21 protein-coding genes are annotated in these 22636 nt (G+C 65.4%); 12 read left to right on the forward strand and 9 right to left on the reverse strand.

Annotated features, from left to right (window positions below):
• Positions 1 to 49 precede the first annotated feature (49 nt).
• From L0V05_RS06840 to ftsY, 3 genes are all read right to left on the reverse strand, one after another.
• Positions 50 to 652, reverse strand: coding sequence for an inner membrane-spanning protein YciB (locus L0V05_RS06840; RefSeq protein WP_234869372.1), 603 nt, complete (start codon positions 650 to 652; stop codon positions 50 to 52).
• A gap of 3 nt (positions 653 to 655) precedes the next feature.
• Positions 656 to 2743, reverse strand: coding sequence for a hypothetical protein (locus L0V05_RS06845; RefSeq protein ID WP_234869373.1), 2088 nt, complete (start codon positions 2741 to 2743; stop codon positions 656 to 658).
• Between the two features lie 212 nt (positions 2744 to 2955).
• Complete coding sequence (ftsY, locus tag L0V05_RS06850) at positions 2956 to 4038, reverse strand: signal recognition particle-docking protein FtsY (RefSeq protein WP_234869374.1); 1083 nt, start codon at positions 4036 to 4038, stop codon at positions 2956 to 2958.
• 113 nt (positions 4039 to 4151) lie between these two features.
• Here ftsY and L0V05_RS06855 point away from each other — a divergent pair, with 113 nt between their 5' ends.
• Positions 4152 to 5213 (forward strand): alkane 1-monooxygenase, encoded by a 1062-nt coding sequence (locus L0V05_RS06855; RefSeq protein WP_234869375.1) that lies wholly within the window; start codon positions 4152 to 4154, stop codon positions 5211 to 5213.
• A gap of 25 nt (positions 5214 to 5238) precedes the next feature.
• A complete protein-coding gene (locus tag L0V05_RS06860) occupies positions 5239 to 5634 on the forward strand; it encodes a hypothetical protein (protein ID WP_234869376.1) in 396 nt (131 codons plus the stop codon).
• A 4-nt stretch (positions 5635 to 5638) separates the two neighbouring features.
• Here L0V05_RS06860 and xseA read toward each other — a convergent pair whose 3' ends face one another.
• A complete protein-coding gene (gene xseA / locus L0V05_RS06865; RefSeq protein ID WP_234869377.1) occupies positions 5639 to 7195 on the reverse strand; it encodes an exodeoxyribonuclease VII large subunit in 1557 nt (518 codons plus the stop codon).
• 104 nt (positions 7196 to 7299) lie between these two features.
• A complete protein-coding gene (locus tag L0V05_RS06870; RefSeq protein ID WP_234869378.1) occupies positions 7300 to 7947 on the reverse strand; it encodes a glycine-rich domain-containing protein in 648 nt (215 codons plus the stop codon).
• Positions 7948 to 8066: 119 nt separating this feature from the next.
• Between L0V05_RS06870 and purD the strand changes: the two genes are divergently transcribed.
• Both purD and L0V05_RS06880 read left to right on the forward strand, forming a co-directional pair.
• The gene (purD, locus tag L0V05_RS06875; RefSeq protein ID WP_234869379.1) at positions 8067 to 9332 is read left to right on the forward strand and encodes a phosphoribosylamine--glycine ligase; all 1266 of its coding nucleotides are present in this window, start codon (positions 8067 to 8069) and stop codon (positions 9330 to 9332) included.
• On the forward strand, positions 9329 to 10231 hold the full coding sequence (locus L0V05_RS06880; RefSeq protein WP_234869380.1) for a bestrophin family protein: 903 nt from the start codon (positions 9329 to 9331) through the stop codon (positions 10229 to 10231). The genes purD and L0V05_RS06880 overlap by 4 nt, the downstream gene beginning before the upstream one ends.
• Here the strand turns inward: L0V05_RS06880 and L0V05_RS06885 are convergent.
• Positions 10228 to 11730, reverse strand: a complete 1503-nt coding sequence (locus L0V05_RS06885) for a pyruvate kinase (RefSeq protein WP_234870549.1) — start codon at positions 11728 to 11730, stop codon at positions 10228 to 10230. The two genes, L0V05_RS06880 and L0V05_RS06885, sit on opposite strands and share 4 nt — an antisense overlap.
• 178 nt (positions 11731 to 11908) lie before the next feature.
• Here L0V05_RS06885 and L0V05_RS06890 point away from each other — a divergent pair, with 178 nt between their 5' ends.
• Together L0V05_RS06890 and ptsP are read left to right on the forward strand one after the other, a co-directional pair.
• Complete coding sequence (locus L0V05_RS06890; protein WP_234869381.1) at positions 11909 to 13156, forward strand: aspartate kinase; 1248 nt, start codon at positions 11909 to 11911, stop codon at positions 13154 to 13156.
• A gap of 173 nt (positions 13157 to 13329) precedes the next feature.
• On the forward strand, positions 13330 to 15573 hold the full coding sequence (gene ptsP, locus L0V05_RS06895; protein WP_234869382.1) for a phosphoenolpyruvate--protein phosphotransferase: 2244 nt from the start codon (positions 13330 to 13332) through the stop codon (positions 15571 to 15573).
• A 9-nt stretch (positions 15574 to 15582) separates the two neighbouring features.
• Here the strand turns inward: ptsP and L0V05_RS06900 are convergent, their stop codons facing one another.
• Positions 15583 to 16350 carry an EcsC family protein gene (locus tag L0V05_RS06900; protein WP_234869383.1) on the reverse strand — a complete coding sequence of 256 codons (768 nt, stop codon included), beginning with the start codon at positions 16348 to 16350 and terminating at the stop codon, positions 15583 to 15585.
• Positions 16351 to 16394: 44 nt separating this feature from the next.
• Positions 16395 to 16880, reverse strand: a complete 486-nt coding sequence (locus tag L0V05_RS06905) for a GNAT family N-acetyltransferase (RefSeq protein WP_234869384.1) — start codon at positions 16878 to 16880, stop codon at positions 16395 to 16397.
• Positions 16881 to 16962: 82 nt separating this feature from the next.
• Here L0V05_RS06905 and L0V05_RS06910 point away from each other — a divergent pair, with 82 nt between their 5' ends.
• The 6 genes from L0V05_RS06910 to L0V05_RS06935 all read left to right on the forward strand — a co-directional run bounded on the left by L0V05_RS06910 (position 16963) and on the right by L0V05_RS06935 (position 21965).
• The gene (locus tag L0V05_RS06910; protein ID WP_234869385.1) at positions 16963 to 17553 is read left to right on the forward strand and encodes a flavin reductase family protein; all 591 of its coding nucleotides are present in this window, start codon (positions 16963 to 16965) and stop codon (positions 17551 to 17553) included.
• 56 nt (positions 17554 to 17609) lie between these two features.
• Positions 17610 to 18668, forward strand: coding sequence for a glycosyl transferase family 90 (locus tag L0V05_RS06915; RefSeq protein ID WP_234869386.1), 1059 nt, complete (start codon positions 17610 to 17612; stop codon positions 18666 to 18668).
• Positions 18669 to 18738: 70 nt separating this feature from the next.
• Positions 18739 to 19743: an LLM class flavin-dependent oxidoreductase gene (locus L0V05_RS06920; RefSeq protein WP_234869387.1), complete on the forward strand. Its 1005-nt coding sequence runs from the start codon at positions 18739 to 18741 to the stop codon at positions 19741 to 19743.
• A 146-nt stretch (positions 19744 to 19889) separates the two neighbouring features.
• Positions 19890 to 20759 (forward strand): S-methyl-5'-thioadenosine phosphorylase, encoded by an 870-nt coding sequence (locus L0V05_RS06925; protein WP_234869388.1) that lies wholly within the window; start codon positions 19890 to 19892, stop codon positions 20757 to 20759.
• A complete protein-coding gene (locus L0V05_RS06930; RefSeq protein WP_234869389.1) occupies positions 20756 to 21415 on the forward strand; it encodes a DUF2927 domain-containing protein in 660 nt (219 codons plus the stop codon). Before L0V05_RS06925 ends, L0V05_RS06930 begins: the two co-directional genes overlap by 4 nt.
• A gap of 16 nt (positions 21416 to 21431) precedes the next feature.
• Entirely contained in the window at positions 21432 to 21965 is a 534-nt protein-coding gene (locus tag L0V05_RS06935; protein ID WP_234869390.1) for an adenine phosphoribosyltransferase, read from the forward strand.
• Here the strand turns inward: L0V05_RS06935 and L0V05_RS06940 are convergent.
• Complete coding sequence (locus tag L0V05_RS06940; protein ID WP_234869391.1) at positions 21962 to 22453, reverse strand: DUF2165 family protein; 492 nt, start codon at positions 22451 to 22453, stop codon at positions 21962 to 21964. The two genes, L0V05_RS06935 and L0V05_RS06940, sit on opposite strands and share 4 nt — an antisense overlap.
• Positions 22454 to 22636: the final 183 nt, after the last annotated feature.

Genomic DNA, 22636 nt, shown 5'->3' on the forward strand with positions numbered 1-22636 from the left:
AAGGCGTCCGGATTTTTCGCAGGAAAATCGAAGGTTTCTAGGGCCGGGCCTATTCTTCGGGTTTGTCGATCCCGTAGGTCTCGAACAGCTTGCCCTGGGTCATGAAGAAGGCGAACAGCGCCCCGGTCAGGACGAAGGTCTTGAAGCTGACCCAGGTTTCTGTGCTCATCGTGCGCCAGACGACCTCGTTGGCGATGGCGAGACCGGCGAAGAACAGGGCGACCCGCCTGGTCAGGATCATCCAGCCCTCGTGCCGCATTGGCAGGGCCTCTTCCATGACGAGCTGCATGTAGGACTTGCCCCGCATCAACCCCCAGCCGAGGATCGCGGCAAAGAGCGCGTAGATCATCGTCGGCTTCATCTTGAAGAACCGCTCGTCGTTCAGCCAGACCGAGAGCCCGCCGAACACGATCACCAGGACAAGAGTGACCACCTGCATCTTCGAGAGCTGGCCCGTCAGCTTCCACAGGATGGCGGTCGTCACGATCATCAGCGGGATGAACAGCGCCGTCATAAGGATGAAGCCGTGATACGCCTGCCCACCGAACACGACGGTGCTGTCCTTGAACCGGCTGAAACCGACGAAGAAGAGAAGAACCGGCCCGAGTTCGAGCCCCAGCTTCAGCCAGGGATTTATCTTCTTGGCAGCCACGTCCTATCCTCCGAGCAGCGTCAGGGCTCCAACTAGGATAGTGGCAAGGACAAATCCAGCGACCTTCTGGAAATGGAAGAAATTCTGCAGGAACGGATGGTCATGGATGACCTTCTGGTGCTCGCTCGACGGCTGCAGCAGGGGAAAGGCGTTTTCCAGCGAGTACCAGAAGCAGTCGGTCCAGCCCTTGTCACGGAGTATGGGGCTCCACCGGCTCACGAGCACGCCGAGTCCGACCAGCGTCGCGAACCACCACAACACGCGGAACGGATAGGCGCCAAAGCCAACGAGCGCCCACCAGATCACGCCCGCAAGGGTCTTGAGCCAACCGGAAAGATCGGTGGAATAGGCCTTTATCTGGTGGACATGCCCCGCGACCTGAACTTCGTCAGCCTCGGAGTCCGCCCCCATTGATCGCAAGGTCTCCTCCAACTGCCGAAACGGTTGGGGGATGAAACCGGCCGCTTGGCCCTGATCGCTTTTCGGCAGCGAGTCCGAGACCCATTGGATCAGGTTGTCGATGTCGAGTTCGGGCGGAAGCGATGACTGGGGCGGGGTGGCGGAACCCAGGCGGTCATAGCGAAGATTCTCGAGTTCGACGGGCAGGCGCAACGGCGCGCCTTGCTGGTCATGCAGGTCCGAGAGTTCCCAGTTCTGCGGAAACCGTGCCTGGAGTACCCCGATATCGGCATTGCGCAGATCGAGAGACGCCTTCGGGCCCCAGGAGACATCCTCGCCATTCTCCCAAAGTTCGAGCGCGCCGAGATGCGCGTTGCGCAGATCGAAAGGGCCGTCAAACCTGGATGCGAACAGCTGCACCGCCCCTTCCACGAACGCCCCGCGAAAGCTGACGGCCGTCATGTCAGCGTTCCACCCCATGGAAATCGGACCTTCGACATGGAGCCCGTTCGCCGAGAGCTGATCGACTATCCGCGAGCCCCCAAGATAGAGCGGCCCGGAAATCGAGGCTTCGTCCAGGACGAGCTTGCCTTCGACCTGGAGCCAGTTGAAGAAGGCGCTGTCGTTCACCACCAGCCGCGCGGCCCAGATCGAGCCTGTCTGTGCCCAGATGCCGCTGTCGACAGTCCCGTCATTCACCGGGATCGTCGCATTGTCAGCAGGCTTCAGAACCCGCAGGCCAGTGAGTTCCAGTCCCTTCGCCATCCTGGCCGAGATCAGGTCTATTTCGCGCGCCTCGGCGCCGTAGCGCATGAAGAATGCGCCGCCGATATCGGCGCCGTTGAGGTTCATTTTCGTCCGGACCCTGGCAGAGTCGGCGCGCAGATCGCCGCCGATCCGGACCGAGCGCAGATCGACCTTTTGAAGGTCGGCCTGGATATTGTCAGACGGATCAAGCATGAGGTTCCGTTCGACCTGAAGCCCGGAAGCGATAAGGCCACCTCTTTCATCGGGGGTTTTCGGATCGGGAAGCATGCCGATCAACGTGCCGCTCAGGTCAACGTTGCCACGGACATTTGCCGAGGTGAGCCCGACAATGCCGGCCCGACCAGACCGAAAACTCAGGTTTTCTGCCTCCAGTCCATCGCCATAGAAGTAGGACCCTCCCAGATCGCTGCCATCCAGCACCAGATCAGAGTCGAATCGCGCGCCCTGAACGTACATTCCGCCCATGATCCTGCTGTCCTGAAGGACGAGCTGCCGCGGGAGGTCCTCGTGGTAAAGATAGATCTGGTCGTCTATCCGCGCGCAGCGAATGATGATGGTCGGGACGGCAGGCACCTCGACATAGGGCTTACGGGTCGCGACAAGCTTGATGAACCGCGCGGAAAGCCGTCGACTGTCCGGCCAGATCTGTTTCTTTTCGTTTTCTTTCGGAAGCGCCCGGCACCCAAATCCGTCTGCAGAGGTTTGGGGCGTGGACGCCGGGCCAAGGGCAAGGGGCTGGTCGAGCGAGGTCTGGACGGCCGGAGTAAACTGGCCCATGTCGGCAATGCGTCCGGCACAGATCATCCGCCATGCGAACCTCTCGCCTTCGGTCGCCCAATCCGGAAGGCCGACCGGGCATTTTTCGGAATAGTCGAGCAATCGCGTGTAGTCGCGCGCTGCGGTCTCCGCCGGGGCTTGCACCACCTGGGGCGCCGGCGCAACAGAAGAGACGTCCCTCGTGGCGGTCTCTGACAGGGCAGGACCGGACTCGAGAAGGCCGCAAACAAAAATCGCAAAGACCCAATGCACGGCGCTAGGCGACACCATCCCACGACTCCAAGCGTTCGCTCAGAAGTTACGGCGGACAAGCTAGCGCCGTTCAGGGTCTTCGGCCAAGCGCAGACTGCAGCGGGCTGTCAGGCGTCGAGCCCCACCAGTGCGCGGGCGAAATCCTCGGGGTCGAAGGGCGACAGGTCGTCGATCTGCTCGCCCACACCGATCGCGTGGATTGGCAAGCCGAACTTGTCTGCCAAGGCCACGAGGACGCCACCCTTTGCCGTGCCATCCAGCTTGGTCATGACGAGGCCAGAGACATCGGCGATCTTGCGGAAGATGTCGACCTGAAGGACAGCGTTCTGCCCCGTGGTTGCATCCAGAACCAGAAGCGTGTTGTGGGGGGCGGACGGGTCCTTCTTGCGGATAACACGGACGATCTTTGCAAGCTCTTCCATCAGGTCGGCACGGTTCTGAAGACGGCCGGCCGTGTCGATGAGAAGGAGGTCGGCCCCTTCCGCCTCGGCACGGGTCATCGCATCGAAGGCAAGGCTGGCAGGGTCGGACCCTTCCGGCGCGGTCATCACCGGCACACCCGCGCGCTCGCCCCAGATCTGGAGTTGCTCGACCGCAGCGGCTCGGAAGGTGTCGCCTGCAGCGATCACCACCGTCTTGCCGGCGGCGCGGAACTGGCTGGCAAGCTTGCCGATCGTCGTTGTCTTGCCAGAGCCGTTCACGCCGACCACCAGAACCACCTGCGGCTTCTTCGGGTAAAGGGGCATCGGGCGCGCGACCGGCTCCATGATCCGGGCGATCTCGGTGGCAAGCGCCTGCTTGATCTCGGTGGCAGACACACGGCGGCCCATGCGGCCTTCGGCAAGGTTGGCCGTGACCCGCAAGGCAGTGTCTACGCCCATATCGGCCTGGATCAGCAATTCCTCGAGGCTTTCGAGCATCGAGTCATCCAGCACCCTGCGCGGCTCGTCTTCGCGCCCGCCACCCAGCAACCGGCCCAGAAGGCCAGGTTTCGCCGCAGCCACCGTCGTCGGTTCCGGCTCCGGGCGAGAGGCAGCGGCCGGTGCGAGGTCGGCTGGCGGTTCGGATGGCGCGTCGGCAGGCTTTGGCGCTTCCTCGACCGGAGCCTCGGAAACGATCTCATCCAGTCCCTGGCCGATCTTGTCCGACGACTTGAACATTCGGTCGCGGAGTTTCTTGAAGAAGGACATGCGCCGCCACCTCCTAGTCTGCCCATTCCACGTAGTCGTTTCGGCACGAAAGCGGAAGTCCCTGCGGCTTTCACCCTGTCCGGACAGTCGCGCCGCCGCTATCCTGTGTGCCGATGACGCGCTTTCCCACCCGATCCCTGATGCTGGTCTTCGCCGCCGCGAGCCTTGCGCCAATGGCGCTTCTGGCAGCGGGGCTGTCTGGCGGCTGGGGCTGGTTTCTGGCCGCGCTCCTTTATGTCGGCGGATTCGCGGCGCTGCTCGACCGGATACTGCCGCACCTTCTGCTAGAGGCGCCGGAGGGGGCCGAGTTCCCCGGCTCGGACGCGTTGCTGGTTGTCCTGGCACTTGCCCATCTGACGCTCTGGCCGGTGGCGGTCGCGGTGATCGCGGGGCGGACGGGGTTCGGTCCGGCCGGCGGCATCCTGGCCTTCTTTGCCTTCGGGCTGACCTTTGGCCAGATCTCGAATCCGGTCGCGCATGAACTGATCCATCGCAGCGACCGTCGGCTCTTCTGGCTGGGGGTAGCGGTCTATGCCTCGATGCTGTTTGCCCATCACGCCTCGGCGCACCGGCTTGTGCACCATGTACATGTCGCGAGCGATGGCGATCCGAATTCCGCCTACCGAGGCGAAACGGTCTGGCAATTCCTGCCCCGGGCATGGATCGGGTCCTTCCGCGCCGGCTACGCCGCCGAAGTGCGCCTGCGGCGGGGGCGCGGCCTGCACCCTTACGCGATCTATCTCGGCCTGTCCGGGCTGAGCCTGATCCTGTCGGCGGTCGTTGCCGGATGGATCGGCCTCGCGGTGCATCTGGCTTTGGCGCTGCATGTGACCTCGCAACTCCTGATCTCGGACTATGTCCAGCATTACGGGCTACGCCGGGCGGTGCGTCGTGACGGTCGACTGGAGCCCGTCGGCGACCGCCATTCCTGGAATGCGCCGCAGTGGTTCAGCGGCAAGATGATGCTGCATGCGCCGCGCCATTCCGATCACCATGCCCACCCTTCGCGCCCCTATCCGGGCCTTCGCCTGCCCGGTGACGCACCCATGCTGCCGCGCGGGCTGCCGCTGATGGGCGCGCTGGCTCTGATCCCGCCCCTGTGGTTCCGGGTCATGGACCGCCGGCTCGCGCGGCTCGCCTCACGCGAAAGCGATGGCACGGGTCTGGCGCCGTGATCGGTCCTCTGGCAGGTTTTCGCACATGTTGCGCCTGCTTGTCCTCGCCCTGATCTCTCTGCCAGCGCTCGCCCTGGCCGAATCCCCCATGACCGGGGCCGAGTTCGAGGCACAACTGACCGGCAAGACCATGACCTATGCAGAAGCCGGCCAGGTCTATGGGATCGAGCAATACCTGCCAGGACGCCAGGTGGTCTGGGCCTTCAGCGGCGAGGAATGCCGCAAGGGCACCTGGTACGAGCAAGGCCCAGCAATCTGCTTTATCTACGAAGACAACCCAGACCCGCAGTGCTGGCTCTTCTTCCAGCGCGCCGACGGGCTGAAAGCCCATTTCATCGGTGATCCGGAGGGAACTGAATTGTCTGCCGTCGATGAAAGCACGCAGCCCCTTTCCTGCGCCGGGCCTGATCTCGGGGTCTGACGGATCAGAACAGCGATCCCTGCCCGTCCGGCGCTTTGCCACCCTTTTTCCCGGGTTTCGTCCCGAGCGAGAGGCGGCCGTCGCGGAATTCGATCTCGAGCAACTGCGCGCTCTCGGCCCCTGCCTTGGTTGTGACGACGTGACCGTCGCCACGCACGACAGCGTAACCGCGCGCCAGAGTTTCGCGATAACCGAGCGTCTGGCGCGTGCGGTCCAGCGCCTCAAGCCTGTCGGCGAAGGTCTTGAGCCGCTGCTTCGGTGTCGCTTCAAGCCGCGCTGCAAGCCCGTCGAGCCTGGCGCGGCCCTCGCGCGCCCGACGGTCCGCATCGCCGATCAGGCGGGCAAGCGCGGGGGCCAGCCGGGACGACAGAATGTCGAAGCTCCGTCGCTCCTGCGCGATCCGGCGGTCGCGGGCAGCACCGAGGATGCGGGTCTCGTTGTCGAGCTTCTGGCGCTTCTGCATCGCCAGTGCGAGCAGCATCTCGGAGCGCAACCTCCCGGCCACCCGCTCGAATCCGGTCCGCTTGGCCGCCGCCGCAAGTCCGAGCGCCCCGCCGAGCCGCCCCGTCCACAGGTCCAGCCGTTGCGAGGCGGCGCTGGTCAATGTATCAAGCCGCGGCAGCGCGCGGGACAGATCGCGCACGCGCTGGCTGCGCTGAGTCACCCCCTGCGCCACCGCCCGCGACAGCCGCGCCGCCTGCGCGTCAACCGTGGCCTGCAACTCCAGCCGCACCGGCACCGCCATTTCGGCGGCAGCGGTCGGGGTGGGGGCACGGCGGTCGGCGGCGTAGTCGATCAGCGTGGTGTCCGTTTCGTGCCCGACGGCCGAGATCAGAGGGATGCGGCTTTCCGCCGCCGCGCGCACCACGATCTCTTCGTTGAAACCCCAGAGGTCTTCCAGACTGCCTCCGCCCCGCGCCACGATCAGCAGGTCGGGGCGCGGGATCGGCCCGCCGGGCGCAATCGCATTGAAACCCCGGATCGCCGCCGCCACCTCGGGCGCGCATTTCTCGCCCTGCACCGCCACTGGCCAGATCAGCACATGGCGCGGGAAGCGGTCGCGCAGCCGGTGCAGGATGTCGCGGATCACCGCGCCCGAGGGCGAGGTCACAACGCCGATCACCTCGGGCAGCCAGGGGATCGGCTTTTTCCGCCCTTCGTCGAAAAGTCCCTCCGCGGCCAGCGCCTGCCGCCGCTTCTCCAGCATCGCCATCAGCGCGCCGGCGCCCGCCGGGGCCATGTCCTCAACGATCATCTGGTATTTGGACTGTCCGGGGAACGTCGTCAGCCGTCCGGTCGCAACAACCTCGAGCCCCTCCTCGGGCCTGACCGACAGCCGCCCCGCCTGCCCCTTCCAGCAGATCGCAGCAAGCACGGCGCGGTCATCCTTGAGGTCGAAGTAGAGATGCCCCGAGGCGGGCCGCGAGACCCGCCCGATCTCGCCGCGGACGCGCACGAGGCCGAACTCCCCCTCGATCACGCGCTTCACCGCGCCGGACAGTTCCGAGACGGTGAATTCCGGGGCGTTGCCTTGGGGCACGGGGTCTTCGAACAGGTCCATGGCCTCTGGATAGCAAGTCGGATGCACCTTGCGAAGTCGGCAAGAGCAGTTTTCTGAGCCTCCCCGGCCAGTCCTCCGGCCATCCTCCCCGGAATTGATGTCTGCTATTCGTCCGACGCCTCACCGGAATTGACGACACGGGGCGCGCGGGCGCCCAGGCTGGAGCTTATTGCCAGCCCGAGCAGGAAGACCCCCCAATTGAAGCGGTAGGCAGTGGCGTCGATCTGGTGAAACAGCAATCCGGTCAGCAGGCTGGCAACGACGCTGATGACCAATCCCACCGCGAAGGCCCGCCATGCCCAGCGAGCGCGCCGCACCGTATGGTCAGTGGGCCAGAATGCTTCTGGCGCCGGCTGGTCGAATTCCTGAGCGTAGCGCGCAAGAAAGCGCGCGTAGGCATCCGGGTTCGCGCGTACCTCGCCGGTCATGCCGGCGCGGTCGGGCCGTCTGCCGGTGCCGCAGTATGTTTCCGCGAAATCGTCGGGCCAAAAGTGACGATGCAGTCCCCTGATCTCGGAAATGATCTTTGACGGAACGGCCGGCATCTCATCGAGCAGGTCGAGATAGAGAAACCGCCGATACTCTGCAACCGCACCCGCCGCATTTTCGGGAAAGAGAGTCAGCCGGTCCCCGATCCATGTGGCAAAGCCGCGATCCCTTGGCCGGCCTGGCCCGAAGCGCGGCGGCGCGGAGACCGCCGGCATGGGGCGTCGCTGCACCCATTCCCATAGCTCAGGATCAGAAAGCGGCATTCTTCTCTCTGCGCGGACCGACCCATGAAGCATACCATGCTTCGATCCGACTGGATATTGTCTCCGGGGCGGGGGACGGCTATGCGCCAGTAGAGTGGACGACAGCCGGGAGCAAGCGCATGAACATCCTCATCCTCGGATCGGGCGGGCGGGAACATGCGCTGGCTTGGGCAGTCAGCCAGAACCCCAAGACCGACAAGCTGATCGTCGCGCCGGGCAATGCCGGGATCGCGCAGGTGGCGGAATGCGCGACGCTCGACATTCTCGATGGCGCAGCGGTGGTGGCTTTCTGCGAGGAACAGGCGATCGACTTCGTCATCGTCGGGCCCGAGGCACCGCTGGCCGCCGGAGTGGCGGACGCGCTACGGGAGTCCGGCATCCTGACCTTCGGCCCCTCTGCGGCGGCAGCGCGGCTGGAGGCATCGAAGGGCTTCACCAAGGAAATCTGCGATGCCTGCGGCGCGCCCACCGCCGCCTGGGCACGCTTCACCGAAGCCGAGCCGGCAAAGACCTACATCCGCGAGAAAGGCGCGCCGATCGTGGTCAAGGCCGATGGCCTCGCCGCCGGCAAGGGCGTGATCGTCGCGATGACCGAGGCCGAGGCGCTGGCCGCGATCGACGAGATGTTCGGCGGAAGCTTCGGCGCGGCGGGGGCCGAGGTGGTGATCGAGGAATTCATGGCGGGTGAGGAGGCCAGCTTCTTCGTGCTGACCGATGGCGAGGCCTGCCTTCCTGTCGGCAGCGCACAGGACCACAAGCGTGTTGGCGACGGCGATACCGGGCCGAATACCGGCGGCATGGGAGCCTATTCCCCTGCCCCAGTCCTGACCGACGCCATTGCCAAACAAGCGCTGGACGAGATCGTCCTTCCGACTGTGCGCGAGATGGCGCGGCGCGGAACGCCTTATCAAGGTGTGCTCTATGCCGGGCTGATGATCGAGAACGGCCGCGCGCGGCTTGTCGAATACAACGTCCGCTTCGGCGACCCCGAATGCCAGGTGCTGATGATGCGCCTGGGCGCGCAGGCGCTGGACCTGATGCTCGCCTGCGCTGAAGGGCGGCTCAGGGAAGCGAAGGTCAACTGGGCGGACGATCATGCCCTGACCGTGGTCATGGCGGCACAGGGCTATCCCGGCGACTACGCCAAGGGCAGCCAGATCCGCGGCCTCGAGGAGCTGCCCGAGGATAGCCGCCACATGGTATTCCATGCCGGAACTGCCGCCCGCGACGGCCAGATCATCGCTACTGGCGGGCGCGTGCTGAACGTGACGGCGCGTGGAATGACCCTGGCCGAGGCGCAGGCAGAAGCCTATGCGATGGTCGACCGCATCGACTGGCCGGGCGGGTTCTGTCGGCGCGACATCGGCTGGCGGGCGCTGCCGTGATCCTGCGCGAGAAGCCCGGCCCGATCGAGCTTCTCACCGCGATCCGCGGATCGGTCCTGCCGCATATCGCGACGGAACTTCTTGTGGTGATGGCATTCTCGGCGGCGCTGGTCGTGTTCGACGGTCTGGTCCATCCGCTACCCCACCTGTCGGCCACGCCTTTCGCGACCTTCGGCATCGCGCTGTCGCTGTTCCTCGGCTTCCGCAACAATGCCGCCTATGATCGTTGGTGGGAGGCGCGCAAGCTCTGGGGCGGACTGGTGGCCGACCTGCGGAGCTTGGCGCGCGAACTGGAGCTGTTCCTGCCCGACGCTGCGGCCAGGCACCGCCAGCTTGAACTGTGTCTGGCCTTCCTGCATCTCCACCGGCTGAACCTGCGTCGGACCAAGCCCGACAGTGACGCCGAGGCCGCCATCCATGCCGCGAGGCTCGACCTCACGTCTGCGCCCCATCCGCCCTGCGCCGCGCTCGACCGCATGAGCGCCGAACTTGCCGTGCTGCATCGCGATGGCCAGATCGACGGTTTCGGCGCGCGGGCGCTTTCGGCGCGCCTTGGAAGCATTGCCCTCAATCAGGCGGGCTGCGAGCGCATTGCCACCACCCCCCTCCCATACGTCTATTCGCTGCTGATCTACCGCACCGTCTGGCTTTATTGCATGCTGGTGCCGCTGGCGATGATCGAACCGGCGGGCTGGCTGGCCCCGATCTTCGTCGGCATAGTCGCCTACGTGTTCTTCGGCCTGGCGGAGGTGACCGAGGAATTGGCCCACCCCTTCGGCAAGACACCGAACGCGCTGCCGCTCGACGCGATCTGCCGCACGGTCGAGATCAGCCTCGCCCCTCATCTCGGTCGTCCTGCGCCCGCGCCGCTGGCTCCGGTCGATTTCCGGCTGGATTAGCTGCCGTCGCCCCAGGCCTTCAGCTGCACGAGGCGGGCGGATTTCTTCATCTGGTGACGGTCCATGCGCCCGAGGATGCCGCGCAGAAAGCGCACCGCCTCGACCACATGCGGCCCCTTGTTCAGCATCACGCATTCCGCCCGCTGGCCCATGGCCGCATCGGTGACTTCGGCCCGGCTGGCCTGACCGTCGCGCACCATTCCCTCGAGCACCTGCGTAGCCCAGATCACCGGCACCTGGGCCGCCTCGCACAGCCAAAGGATTTCCTCCTGAACCTCCGACAGGCGCTCGAAGCCGATCTCCACCGCCAGATCGCCGCGGGCGATCATCACGCCGACCGGCAAGCGGCCGCCGGCCTCGACGATCAGGTCCGGCAGGTTGCGCAAACCCAGGGGCGTCTCGATCTTGAGGATGATCGCGGGCATCCGCCCGTCATCGGCGCGCTTCTCCATCTCTTCGATCAGCGCGCGGATGTCTCCGACCGTCTGGACGAAGGAATAAGAGACCATGTCAGCCTGCGTCACGACCACATCAAGCGCGGCGATATCGTCTTCGGTCAGCGCGGAAACCCGAAGGTCGGATCCCGGCAGGTTGACGCCTTTCTCGGGCTTGATCCGCATCCCCTTTGCCGGCGAATGGGTGACCTCGAGGAGCGCGTGGCTCTCTGGCCGTTCCACAACCTTTGCCCAGAGCTTGCCGTCATCAATCGAAATCTCCGAGCCGACCTCGAGAGCCTCGAGCAGTGCCGGATGGCTGAGGGTCGTGCAGACGGTCTTGTGCGGCCCGTCCGACAGCGCAGCGGCGATGGCGAAGCGATCGCCGGGCAGGAACCGGTGCTTGTGATCCTTCGACACGGTTTCGATGCGGAACTTCGGCCCGCCCAGATCCATCGAGACCGGAACACGGCGCCCCGCCAGACCGGCCGCCAGACGAACCTTGCCGATCATCCTTCTCCAGATGTCGGGGCCGTCATGCGCGCAGTTGATGCGCGCACAGTCCATTCCCGCCAGGACGAGGTCGCGGATCAGGTCGGGATCCTCGGCTGCTTCTGACGGCAGCGTCACCATGACCCGCGTCTGCGGCCCGTCGGTCCCGCTTCCGAAAAGCTCGTCCCGACGCGCATCCAACAGGGCGCGCTCGCCGCTGATCGCCTCGGGCAGCGGAAAGACCGGCTCTGCTTCCCCCGCGATCGCTGCAAGCGCGGCGATCACCGCATCGACCGAGGGACGGACATGACCGTCGAGACGGCCGAGCGTCGACAGCCCGAACTCGGTCAGACGCGGCTGCAGCGCCGTCAGGTCCATCCGGCGCAGTGCCAGCCAGTCGGCAAGGTTTAGCGCCGAGGACCGGAATGCCTCGCGGCGGATACCGGGCCCCCACTGGGCCATGCGACGATCAGAGTCGGCCACCAGCGCCTTACGCATCCGCCGCAGGTCCGCCAGAAGCTCGCGGGCCTGCTCCCGCCGGAGGGTCAGCGCCGACGCCGCCTCGAATGTCATGTCCGTCACAGTCGGTTCTCCCTGCAGGTCCGGCGCACGGACCCTATCACCGGCCATAGTGACAGCCCCATGACAATGAAAGGGGCACGGCCGCAGACCCGACCCCACTTCCCCTTGCACCCCCTGCCCTGCCCGCATAAGAAGCGGTCGATTTTCAAGGCGGGCACGGAGGGCGTTCATGCCGCTTCTGGTGATGAAATTCGGGGGAACCTCGGTGGCCGATCTCGGCCGCATCAAGAACGCCGCCCTGAAGGTCAAACGCGAGGTCGAGCGCGGCTATGACGTGATCGTCATCGTCTCGGCCATGTCGGGCAAGACCAACGAACTCGTGGGCTGGGTCGAGCAGACCTCGCCCCTGTTCGACGCCCGCGAATACGATGCCGTCGTGTCCTCGGGCGAGAACGTGACGGCCGGCCTGATGGCACTGACGCTGCAGGAGATGGATATCCCCGCGCGCAGCTGGCAGGGCTGGCAGGTGCCGATCCTGACAACCTCCGCCCATTCCGCCGCCCGATTCATCGACATCCCGCGCGAGAACATCGACGCGAAATTTGCCGAGGGCTTCAAGGTCGCGGTCGTGGCCGGCTTCCAGGGTGTCAGCGCCGAGGGCCGGATCACCACGCTTGGCCGCGGCGGGTCGGACACCACCGCCGTCGCCTTCGCCGCCGCCTTCGCCGCGGAGCGCTGCGACATCTACACCGATGTGGACGGGGTCTACACCACCGACCCGCGCATCACCTCCAAGGCCCGCAAGCTCGAGAAGATCGCCTTCGAGGAAATGCTGGAACTGGCAAGCCTCGGCGCCAAGGTGCTGCAGACCCGCTCGGTCGAGCTGGCCATGCGCTACAAGGTGCGGCTGCGTGTGCTGTCCTCGTTCGAGGATACCGACGAGAACTCTGGAACCCTGGTCTGCGACGAGGATGAAATCATGGAATCGAAAGCCGTCTCGGGCGTCGCCTATTCGCGCGACGAAGCAAAGATGACCCTCGTCAAGGTCCAGGACCGCCCCGGCATCGCCGCCGCGATCTTCGGGCCGCTGGCCGAGGCGGGCGTCAACGTCGACATGATCGTGCAGAACATCTCGGAACTGGCCGATGGCGGCGCCTATACCGACATGACCTTCTCCTGCCCCACCAACCAGGTGATGCGCGCCCAGAAGGCGATGGAGGATGCCCGCGCTTCGGGCGCGGTGAACTATGCCGATCTGGTCGTCGATACAGATGTCGCCAAGATCTCAGTCGTCGGCATCGGCATGCGCAGCCATGCGGGCGTCGCAGCAACGATGTTCAAGGCACTTGCCGCCGAGAACATCAACATCAAGGTCATCACCACCTCCGAGATCAAGATCTCGGTCCTCGTTGACCGGAAGTACATGGAATTGGCTGTGCAGGCACTGCACGACGCCTTCCAGCTGGAAAAGGCCTGAGGCCAGGCTCGCGCGCGAATCTCTTCGAAGGCTTTTGGGCCGCCCGGCCATGCAACCGGCGCGCGAAGTTCTGCCGGCCAGACCGTGAATGCCGTTTCCACTTTCGAGACGATGTGCTCTAAGCTGCTCCAAGCGCCCCGGAAATTGCGCCGGGCCGAGGAACTGAAGGATCGATGGCCGACCGCAGCGATACCGAAAGCCGCAAGCTGCTGCGCCGACTGCGCGATTCCCTCGCCGAGCCTGGCCAGGGGCAGGAACGGCTTGACCGGATCACCCATCTGATCGCGGATTCCATGGGCACTGAAGTGTGCTCGATCTACCTGTTCCGCGACGAAGAAACGCTTGAACTCTGCGCGACCGAGGGGCTGAAGCGCGAGGCAGTCCACAAGACGCGGATGAAGCTGGGCGAGGGCCTAGTCGGCCGCGTGGCCCGCACCGCCTCGCCGGTCAATACCGGCAACGCTCCGGGTGAAAAGGGCTTCCGCTTCATGCCGGAGACGGGGGAAGAGATCTATTCCTCCTTCCTTGGCGTGCCGATCCAGAGGGTGGGCGAGCGGCTGGGCGTCCTTGTCGTGCAGTCGAAGATCGCGCGCGAGTTCTCGGAAGACGAGGTCTATGCGCTCGAGGTCGTGGCCATGGTGCTGGCCGAAATGACCGAGCTTGGCGCCTTTACCGGCGACGGCGACGGGATGACCGCCCTGCACCGCCGCCCCGTCATCTATCGCGGCGCCACCGGACAGGAGGGCGCGGCCGAAGGCAGGGTCTGGCTGCACGAACCGCGGGTGGTGGTCACCAACCCCGTCGCCGACGATCCGGTCGCCGAGATCGAGCGGCTTCGTGCCGCCGTGCAGCAGCTGCGCGTCTCCATCGACGATCTTCTGTCGGTCGAACATCTCGACAAGGACCAGAAGGCGGTTCTCGAGGCCTATCGGATGTTCGCCAATTCGCGCGGCTGGTCCAAGCGGATGGAGGAGGATATCGAGGCGGGCCTCTCGGCCGAGGCCGCCGTCGAAAAGGAACAGTCGCTGACCCGCTCGCGGATGGAGCAGGTCGCGGACGCCTACCTGCGCGAACGCCTGTCCGACCTTGACGACATCTCGAACCGGCTGCTGCGCATCTTGACCGGTCAGGGCAAGGATACCGGCGCCGCAATGCCGGAGAACCCGATCCTCGTCGCCCGCAACATCGGCCCGGGCGAGCTTCTTGAATACGGCCGCAAGCTGCGCGGAGTGGTGCTCGAGGAAGGCTCGGTCGGCAGCCATGCCGCCGTGGTGGCACGCGCGCTGGCGATCCCGCTGGTCATCCATGCCGAACGCATCAAGTCCGAGGCGCTGAACGGCGATCCGATCCTGGTTGACGGTGATCAGGGCGTGGTCCACCTGCGCCCCGAAGAGACGATCACCCGTGCCTTCCGCGACAAGATCGCCATGCAGGCCGAGGCGCAGAAGCGTTATGCCTCGCTGCGCGGACTGCCGGCGCAATCGAAATGTGGCACGATCATCCAGCTGCACATGAACGCGGGCCTGATGGCCGACCTTCCAAGCCTGGAGGGCTCGGGCGCCGAAGGGGTTGGCCTGTTCCGCACCGAGCTGCAGTTCCTGATCCGCAGCCAGATGCCCCGGCGGGCAGAGCTTGTGGCGATCTATTCGCGGGTCATGGACGCCGCCAAGGGCCGCCGCGTCGCCTTCCGCACGCTCGATATCGGGTCTGACAAGGTCCTGCCCTACATGAAGCCGCAGGACGAGCCGAACCCCGCCATGGGCTGGCGCGCGATCCGGGTCGGCCTCGACAAGCCAGGCATCCTGCGCATGCAGCTTCAGGCGCTGCTCCGTGCCGCCGGAAAGCGGCCTCTGACAGTGATGTTCCCCTTCGTCGCGCAACTCGATGAATTCACGCAGGCCCGCAGCCATCTCCTGCGCGAGATTCATCGCGAACGCTCGCTTGGCCATCCCGTACCCGAGAAGATCGAGATCGGCGCGATGCTCGAGACTCCGTCGCTCGCCTACGCGCCGAAGGAATTCTTCGACCTGGTGGACTTCATCTCGATCGGCGGAAACGACCTGAAGCAGTTCTTCTTCGCCGCCGACCGCGAGAACGAACTGGTTCGCCGGCGATACGACACGCTGAATACCGCCTTCCTGCAATTCCTGTGCCATGTGGTCCACCGCTGCGCGGATTCGGACACGCCGCTTTCCTTCTGCGGCGAAGACGCAGGTCGGCCCATCGAGGCGCTGGCGCTGGCCGCCATGGGCTTCCGCATGCTGTCGATGCGCCCCGCCTCGATCGGCCCGGTCAAGGCGCTCATCCGCCGCGTGGACCTCCGCGAAGTGCGCGCGGTGATCGACAAGGCGATCACGGATGGCGCGGTCTCGGCACGTCCGGCACTGATGGAGTGGCTTGCGACGCAGCCGGAATAGGCGCGGCGGTCAGGCGCGGCCAAGCTTCGGGTGGTCGACGGCCTTGGCGAAAGCGGAAAGGACCGGTTCGGCCCCATGCCGCTCGGCCAGCTTCAGAAGCCCGAAGCGGACGTGCGCAATCTCGCGGTAGTAGCCGATGAAGGCGGTGTTGAGCGCCGCACCCGAAAGTGCCCCCAGCACGGGGATTGACTGCGCCATGAGCTTGGGCCCGAGAGTGGAGACAAGCTTTGGCACGGCGGTGGCGATGACCTTCTGCAGGGCCGGTCCGGTAACGGTCAGCCGCGCGCCCATGAACCCGGTATTCACACCGTCATCTGCCGCCAAGGGGCTGCCCGCGGCAAAGACGCGGATCGCTTCGATCCGGACCGCCTCGTCATCGGGATCGAACCCTTCCTCGGCGGCAGCGCGACGGATGGCATGCAGCATCACGGTGATGGTCACTGGCAGTTCGGCGATCGAGGTGGCAAGGCCCCCGGCGCCGCCGGCCGCCCCCGTAAGCGCCGCGAGCGCCATCGGCCCTCGCGGGCCAAGATCGGGGGCATGGCGTCCCGTCGCGGCTACGCGGTAGCCCTGCTCCAAGGCTTTCCTGGTCACGGTCTCGATGCGGCTGCGGATGTCTTGCGGCAAGGCAGCGAAGGCTTCTTCCGCGCGGCCGCCCAGACGGTTCATCAGCTTCATCACCGGCCCGTTGGCGCGGTGGAAGCGCAGCGCCAGCCGCGCAATCTCGGTGGCGGGGTCGTCAAGGACAGCGGGCAACTGGGGTTGGGTGGCATCCATGCGCCAGAAGGTAGGGCGCGAGGCCCCTTCCCGCAATGGCGCGCTTATTCGGCCTTCTCGACCGTGCCACCGACGCCATGCCAGGCGCCCGGCGACAGCTCCAGGCCAAGCACCCGGTCGGGGTTGGTGGGCGGCGGCATGTACACGCCTTCGAGCTTGCGGAAGCCGAAGCGCGAGTAATAGGGCGCGTCGCCGACCAGCATCACCCGGCTCCAGCCGAGACGGCGCGCCTCGGCCAGCGTTTCGTGGATGAGAAGCCCGCCAAGCCCCTCGCCCTGCCGCGTCGGGTGAACGGCAACGGGACCGAGCAGAAGCACATCCCGGCCCCCGACCCGCACCGGCCAGTAGCGGATCGCGGCAGCCAGCACGCCGTCATCGTCGCGCAGTACATGGCAGAGGGTCTTTACCGCAGGGACATCCTCCCTCAGGCGGTAGGAGGACAGGGCCGTGCGGCCCGGCGCGAAGCAAAGGTCGAGCAGAGCCTCGACCTCCCACCAGTCCTCCGCCGTCTCCTCTTCCAGCCGGTACACCGGAATCCCCCGCCTTTTCCGCTGGATGCGGCCCTATCACGCGCTAAGGTCACATTCAAACCGAACCCGTCCGGACTCCGCCATGTTTTACCGACCCGCCGATGGCCACGGCCTGCCGCACAATCCCTTCAATGCGATCGTGACGCCGCGCCCGATCGGCTGGATCTCGACAACAGGTACGCTCGGCGACAACATCGCACCCCATTCCTTCTTCAATGCCGTCGCCTATGTGCCGCCGCAGGTGATCTTCGCCTCGACCGGCATAAAGGATTCTCTGACCAACATCCGCGAGACCGGTGTCTTTGCGGTGAACATCGTCGAGGAAGCAATGCTGAACGCAATGAGCGAGACCTCGGCACTCCTTCCCCGTGGCCAGGACGAATTCCTGCTCAACGGCCTGCCGAAAGCCCCCTGCGAGACGATCGACTGCCCGCGCCTGGCTGGAGCGCCCGCGACGCTCGAATGCCGGGTGGTGCAGGAAGTGCAGTTGCTCGGGCGGGACAACATCCTCGTGATCGGCGAGGTGACGGGCATCCATCTGCGCGACGACTGTCTGGTGAACGGCCGGTTCGACCCGACTCGATTTCACCCCGTGGCCCGCATGGGCTACCGCGACTACGCGATCGTGCGGGACGTCGTCGAGCTTGCACGACCGAACGAGCGCGGACGCTGACATCCGACACCTCCTGCGCTATCAGGACGGAGGACAGTTGTGGGTGAACAGGCGAAATGGCGTTTTCGGACTTCGACGAACGGCGGCTCGCCGTATGCCTGGGCGGACTGCGTGACTGCGATGAGGCCACGCTCGCGAGAGGCCCGGAACCTCGTGTGCTCGTCTGCGGCACCTCCGAGACGAAGAACAGTCTCAGACACCGCTACGGAACGATCTACCCCGGAAACAGCCTCAAATGGCCCTACAAGGCCTATATCCGACAGGCGCAGGACCTGTTTCGCAGGGCCGCCCCTTATTCGGTCTTCGCGATCTATCCCGAAGACAGCCGAAGCCGCTTCGCGTTTCCGACACTGGTGAAATCCCGCATGGTCCGGGACCGCGATTCAGGGTGTGTGCTTCTGCCGCTTGATCAGCGCCGCCACTGGGGTGACCTGCCGCGGATCGCGGCGATGGATGTACCGTTAGGGGAAAAGGACAACCGTTTGGTCTGGCGGGGCGCGACTACGGGTGCGTTCAAGCCATGGTATGCCGGCATGCCCTACGCAAGCCGCTTCTACGTCGCCAGCCTGTCCGATGACCCCAATCTGGATATCGGCTATAGCGAAATTGTCCAAATAAGCCCGGAAACCTCGGATCTCCCCGTTGAGGCGCTGCGGCCGAAGCTGCGCCCATCCCTTTCGATCGAACAACAGCTCCGCTCGAAGTTCCTGCTTTCCCTCGAGGGCAACGATGTCGCGACGGGGCTGAAATGGATGCTGTATTCCAACTCGACCGTCGTCATGCCACGCCCCACCTGCGAGACTTGGGCCTGTGAGGGCGAACTGGTTCCCTACGAACACTATGTTCCCGTGAAGGACGATCTGTCCGACATCCGCGAGGTCTATGACTGGTGCCTTGCCAATCTCCCGGCCTGCGAAGAAATCGCGCAGAATGGCAAGCGCTTCATCTCACGGTTCCTCGACCGGCAGAACGAGGATCGGCTGTGCCGCACTATCGCTGCGGCCTATCTGAACAAGGTGCATTTGCATCTCGACTTTGGCCTGTTCGAACGTTTGGCACAGCGCACGGTCGTTCCACTTGACTCCGCGATCCGGCGGGCACGCGGCAAGGCCTGACCGGCGTTCTTTCTGCCCCTTGGCCAAAGCGGCGTGCATGCCTAGCTATGAACTGATCGGAGCAGCCACCATGCATCATTTCTCCCTCCTCGACTTGTCGCCAGTCCCCGAAGGCCAGACCGCAGCGGACGCCCTGCGCAACACGGTGGATCTGGCCCGCCATGCGGAGCGATGGGGATATCATCGCTACTGGCTGGCCGAGCATCACAACATGCCCGGCATCGCCAGTGCCGCAACGGCGGTCGTCATCGGGCAGGTCGCTCAGGCAACCTCGACGATCCGCGTCGGCGCGGGCGGGATCATGTTGCCCAACCATGCACCGCTGGTCGTGGCAGAACAGTTCGGAACGCTGGCCACCCTGTTTCCGGGTAGGATCGACCTTGGCCTTGGCCGGGCACCGGGAACCGATATGGCGACCGCGCGGGCGCTCCGGCGCTACATGACCGGCGAGTCGGAATTTCCAAACGACGTCGTGGAGTTGCTCCAGTATCTTGACGATCCGGTCGAAGGCGCTGCCGTGCGTGCCTTTCCCGGCGAAGGCACCCATGTTCCAGTCTGGATCCTCGGCTCCAGCCTGTACGGCGCGCAGCTCGCTGCCTGGCTCGGCCTGCCCTATGCCTTCGCCAGCCATTTCGCGCCCGCGCAGCTGTCCGAGGCGCTGGCCACCTATCGGCAGACCTTCCGACCGTCGAAATGGCTCGCGCAGCCCTATGCGATGATGGCAGCCGGGGTCTTTGCCGCCGAGACCGACCAACAGGCGCAGTATTTGCGCTCCTCTCAAGTGCTCGCCTTCGCCCGTCTGCGCTCGGGCCGGCCCGGCAAGCTACCGGCCCCGGCGCATGATCTGTCGGCCGAGATCCCTCCTCCAGTGATGGCGCAGGTGTCCGAGGCGCTCTCGGTCTCCGCCACAGGCTCGGCCGCGACGATCCGGCGCGAGCTGGCGATGCTGATCGACCGGCATCGGCCGGACGAGCTCATGATCACGGGCATGATCCACGACCATTCCGCACGCTTGCGCAGTTTCGAGATCGCCGCGGATGTGCTGACCGATCTTCGTCTGCAGCCGGCTGCCTGAAACTTGAGCCATCGGGGCCCCTGATAGAGATGATGGTGCCTCGACCCTGACCTTCCCAAGGGTGGTCGCGCCAGGTGGGCATGACCTCCCTTCCCCCGCCTCTACCGCTCCCGTAACCTCGCAGCCGCAACCTGCGGGAGATTCACATGCAGACCATGATCGGCGTCATCGGGGGATCGGGCCTTTACCAGATCGACGGGCTTGAAGGGGCCTCCTGGGTCAAGGTCAAGACGCCGTGGGGCGCCCCCTCGGATGAGGTGCTGGTCGGACGGCTGGACGGTGTGCCGATGGCCTTTCTGCCCCGGCACGGACGCGGGCATGTCCATTCGCCAACCGAAGTGCCCTACCGCGCCAATATCGACGCGATGAAACGGCTGGGCGTGACCGACCTGATCTCGGTCTCGGCCTGCGGATCGTTCCGCGAAGACTATGCGCCGGGCGACTTCGTGATCGTCGACCAGTTCATCGACCGGACCTTTGCGCGGGAAAAGTCCTTCTTCGGAACGGGTTGCGTCGCGCATGTGAGTCTGGCGCATCCGACCTGCCCGCGCCTGTCCGGCCACGTGGCCGAGGCTGCTCGCGCCGAGGGGATTACTGTGCATGTCGGCGGAACCTACCTGTGCATGGAGGGTCCGCAATTCTCGACACTGGCCGAAAGCCGACTTTACCGCAGTTGGGGCTGCGACGTAATCGGGATGACCAACATGCCCGAAGCCAAGCTCGCCCGCGAGGCAGAGCTTTGCTATGCTTCCGTGGCGATGGTGACAGACTATGACTGCTGGCACGAAAGCCATGGCGCCGTGGATGTGGCGCAGGTGATTGCCGTTCTGACCGGCAACGCCGCGAACGCGCGTGGCATGGTCGCGCGCCTGCCCGGCCTGCTTGGCGCTGATCGCGCGCCCTGCCCGCATGGCTGCGACCGGGCGCTGGACTTCGCCATAATGACCGCTCCTGACAAACGCGACGCCGCTCTGGTGATGAAGCTCGACGCGGTGGCGGGCCGCGTGCTGGGGTGAGGCTCGCCGCCGCCCTCGCGCTGCTCCTCGCAGCCCCGGCGGCGGCCCAGGACTTCATTCCCGCGCGCGGACTGCTGTCGGACAAGGAGTTTCACCGCATCGTCTCCTGCGGCGCCCCTGTCTACGGCCGCTGCGCCATCGAGCCGCGGGCGTGGCCGCGTGACGTGGCGCTGGATGTCTCGGTCTCGCGGCTTCAGGACGTCGATCCGGTCTCCTCGGCGCTCTCGGCGCAGGTCGATCTGGCGATCGATCAGGCAATCTCCCAGATCAACGGGGCGGGCGCGCGATTGCAGCTTTACCGCCTGCCGGACAACCGCCCCGCCCGGGTCCATGTCTCGGTGCGCAGTCCGCGCAGCCTGACCATCCTGACCGGAGAGAAGCATCACCGCGATCTGCCGGGCGGGATGGTGGTCTTCGCGATGAGCGACGCAGGCGAGATCGACCGCGTCAACATCTTCATCAACTCCGGGGTCGGGCTGTCCGAGGTGCGTTCGATCCTCCTCGAGGAGCTGACGCAAGGCATGGGCCTGCCCTATGACATCTCGGATCCCGAGTATCGCCGCCGTTCGATCTTTTCGCAGGAAACCAATGCGGTTACGGTCCTGACCGGGCAGGATGCCGCGGTGCTGCGGCTGCACTACCCGCCGACCGACTGACCCCGAAGAGGATCTCATGGCCAAGACCGTCAAGGATTACATCCGCACCATCGTCGACTTCCCGCATGAAGGAATCCTCTTCCGCGACGTGACCACGCTTTTTGCCGATGCGCGCGGCTTCCGCATGGCAATCGACCAGCTCCTGCACCCCTATGCCGGCACGCGGATCGACAAGGTCGTGGGGCTCGAGGCGCGGGGTTTCATTCTGGGGGGCGCGGTCGCGCATCAGCTTTCAACCGGCTTCGTGCCGATCCGCAAGAAGGGCAAGCTGCCGGGTCAGACGATCGCCCAAGCCTATACGCTGGAATATGGCGAGGCGGTGGTCGAGGTGCATGACGACGCGATCCAGCCGGGCGAGAAGGTGCTGCTGGTCGATGACCTGCTGGCCACCGGCGGCACCGCCGAAGCCGGGATCAAGCTTGTGGAACGACTGGGCGGCGTCCTCGTCGGATGTGCATTTGTGGTTGACCTGCCGGAGCTGGGGGGCCGCCGGAAGCTCGAGGCGATGGGCATGGAAGTCCATGCGCTGTGCGAGTTCGAGGGGCTTTAGTCGCGCTCTGGCTGGTTCACGAAGATCAGCACGGCAAGAATGGTGACGTAGAAGCGGAAGGCCGCCTCCTGCCCGTTCCAGGTCGAGGACTGCCACATCAGGAACCATTCCCCGCCGACAGCCATGAAGCCCACGAACCAGACCAGGAAGCCGACCGTCGCGCCCGCGATGACGAAAGACTTGGCGCGATCGAATTCTTCCGCCGGGGCGTCGGCGGCAAGGATCATCCGCCAGCCCCCGATCAGGAACAGGAGCGCCGTCAGCCCTTCGCCCGCGATGATGCTCCAGTAACCGAGGGTCCAGAGTGTGGGCGAAGTGACCGCCCGGTACATCGCCTTGTTGCCGGGAAAGGTCGTGTCCATGCTGAGGACATGCTTCACGAATTCGAAGTTCGAGTCATAGTCGGAAATATTGGAGAAGGTGACGAGCGCGGCGAAAAGCGCCAGCCCCAGCACCATCACGATCTTTGCCAGACGGGACATGGTCATCGTCTCACCTCCTTCGCGCGGCCCTGCCAATCAAACCACGGAATGCGCGATGGATCGATTGCGTTAATCCGCCGCTAACTGTTCCAGGCGAAAGCTGTGACCGTCGCGCCACCCGCGCGGCATCACCCCACTGACCCCACATCACCCCCCAAGAAGCCCCCGCCGTTTCAGCCCGGCGGGGCA

It is taken from the genome of Alitabrizicola rongguiensis, assembly GCF_021491355.1.
GTDB classification, from domain to species: domain Bacteria; phylum Pseudomonadota; class Alphaproteobacteria; order Rhodobacterales; family Rhodobacteraceae; genus Aliitabrizicola; species Aliitabrizicola rongguiensis.

Coding starts and splice junctions, on each gene's coding strand:
- ftsY (WP_234869374.1), bottom strand. CDS start 4,038: ATGTCCTTCTTCAAGAAACTCCGCGACCGAATGTTCAAGTCGTCGGAC.
- L0V05_RS06900 (WP_234869383.1), bottom strand. CDS start 16,350: ATGGATGCCACCCAACCCCAGTTGCCCGCTGTCCTTGACGACCCCGCC.
- L0V05_RS06870 (WP_234869378.1), bottom strand. CDS start 7,947: ATGCCGCTTTCTGATCCTGAGCTATGGGAATGGGTGCAGCGACGCCCC.
- L0V05_RS06890 (WP_234869381.1), top strand. CDS start 11,909: ATGCCGCTTCTGGTGATGAAATTCGGGGGAACCTCGGTGGCCGATCTC.
- ptsP (WP_234869382.1), top strand. CDS start 13,330: ATGGCCGACCGCAGCGATACCGAAAGCCGCAAGCTGCTGCGCCGACTG.
- L0V05_RS06860 (WP_234869376.1), top strand. CDS start 5,239: ATGTTGCGCCTGCTTGTCCTCGCCCTGATCTCTCTGCCAGCGCTCGCC.
- L0V05_RS06855 (WP_234869375.1), top strand. CDS start 4,152: ATGACGCGCTTTCCCACCCGATCCCTGATGCTGGTCTTCGCCGCCGCG.
- L0V05_RS06915 (WP_234869386.1), top strand. CDS start 17,610: ATGGCGTTTTCGGACTTCGACGAACGGCGGCTCGCCGTATGCCTGGGC.
- xseA (WP_234869377.1), bottom strand. CDS start 7,195: ATGGACCTGTTCGAAGACCCCGTGCCCCAAGGCAACGCCCCGGAATTC.
- purD (WP_234869379.1), top strand. CDS start 8,067: ATGAACATCCTCATCCTCGGATCGGGCGGGCGGGAACATGCGCTGGCT.
- L0V05_RS06920 (WP_234869387.1), top strand. CDS start 18,739: ATGCATCATTTCTCCCTCCTCGACTTGTCGCCAGTCCCCGAAGGCCAG.
- L0V05_RS06925 (WP_234869388.1), top strand. CDS start 19,890: ATGCAGACCATGATCGGCGTCATCGGGGGATCGGGCCTTTACCAGATC.
- L0V05_RS06940 (WP_234869391.1), bottom strand. CDS start 22,453: ATGACCATGTCCCGTCTGGCAAAGATCGTGATGGTGCTGGGGCTGGCG.
- L0V05_RS06885 (WP_234870549.1), bottom strand. CDS start 11,730: ATGACATTCGAGGCGGCGTCGGCGCTGACCCTCCGGCGGGAGCAGGCC.
- L0V05_RS06935 (WP_234869390.1), top strand. CDS start 21,432: ATGGCCAAGACCGTCAAGGATTACATCCGCACCATCGTCGACTTCCCG.
- L0V05_RS06910 (WP_234869385.1), top strand. CDS start 16,963: ATGTTTTACCGACCCGCCGATGGCCACGGCCTGCCGCACAATCCCTTC.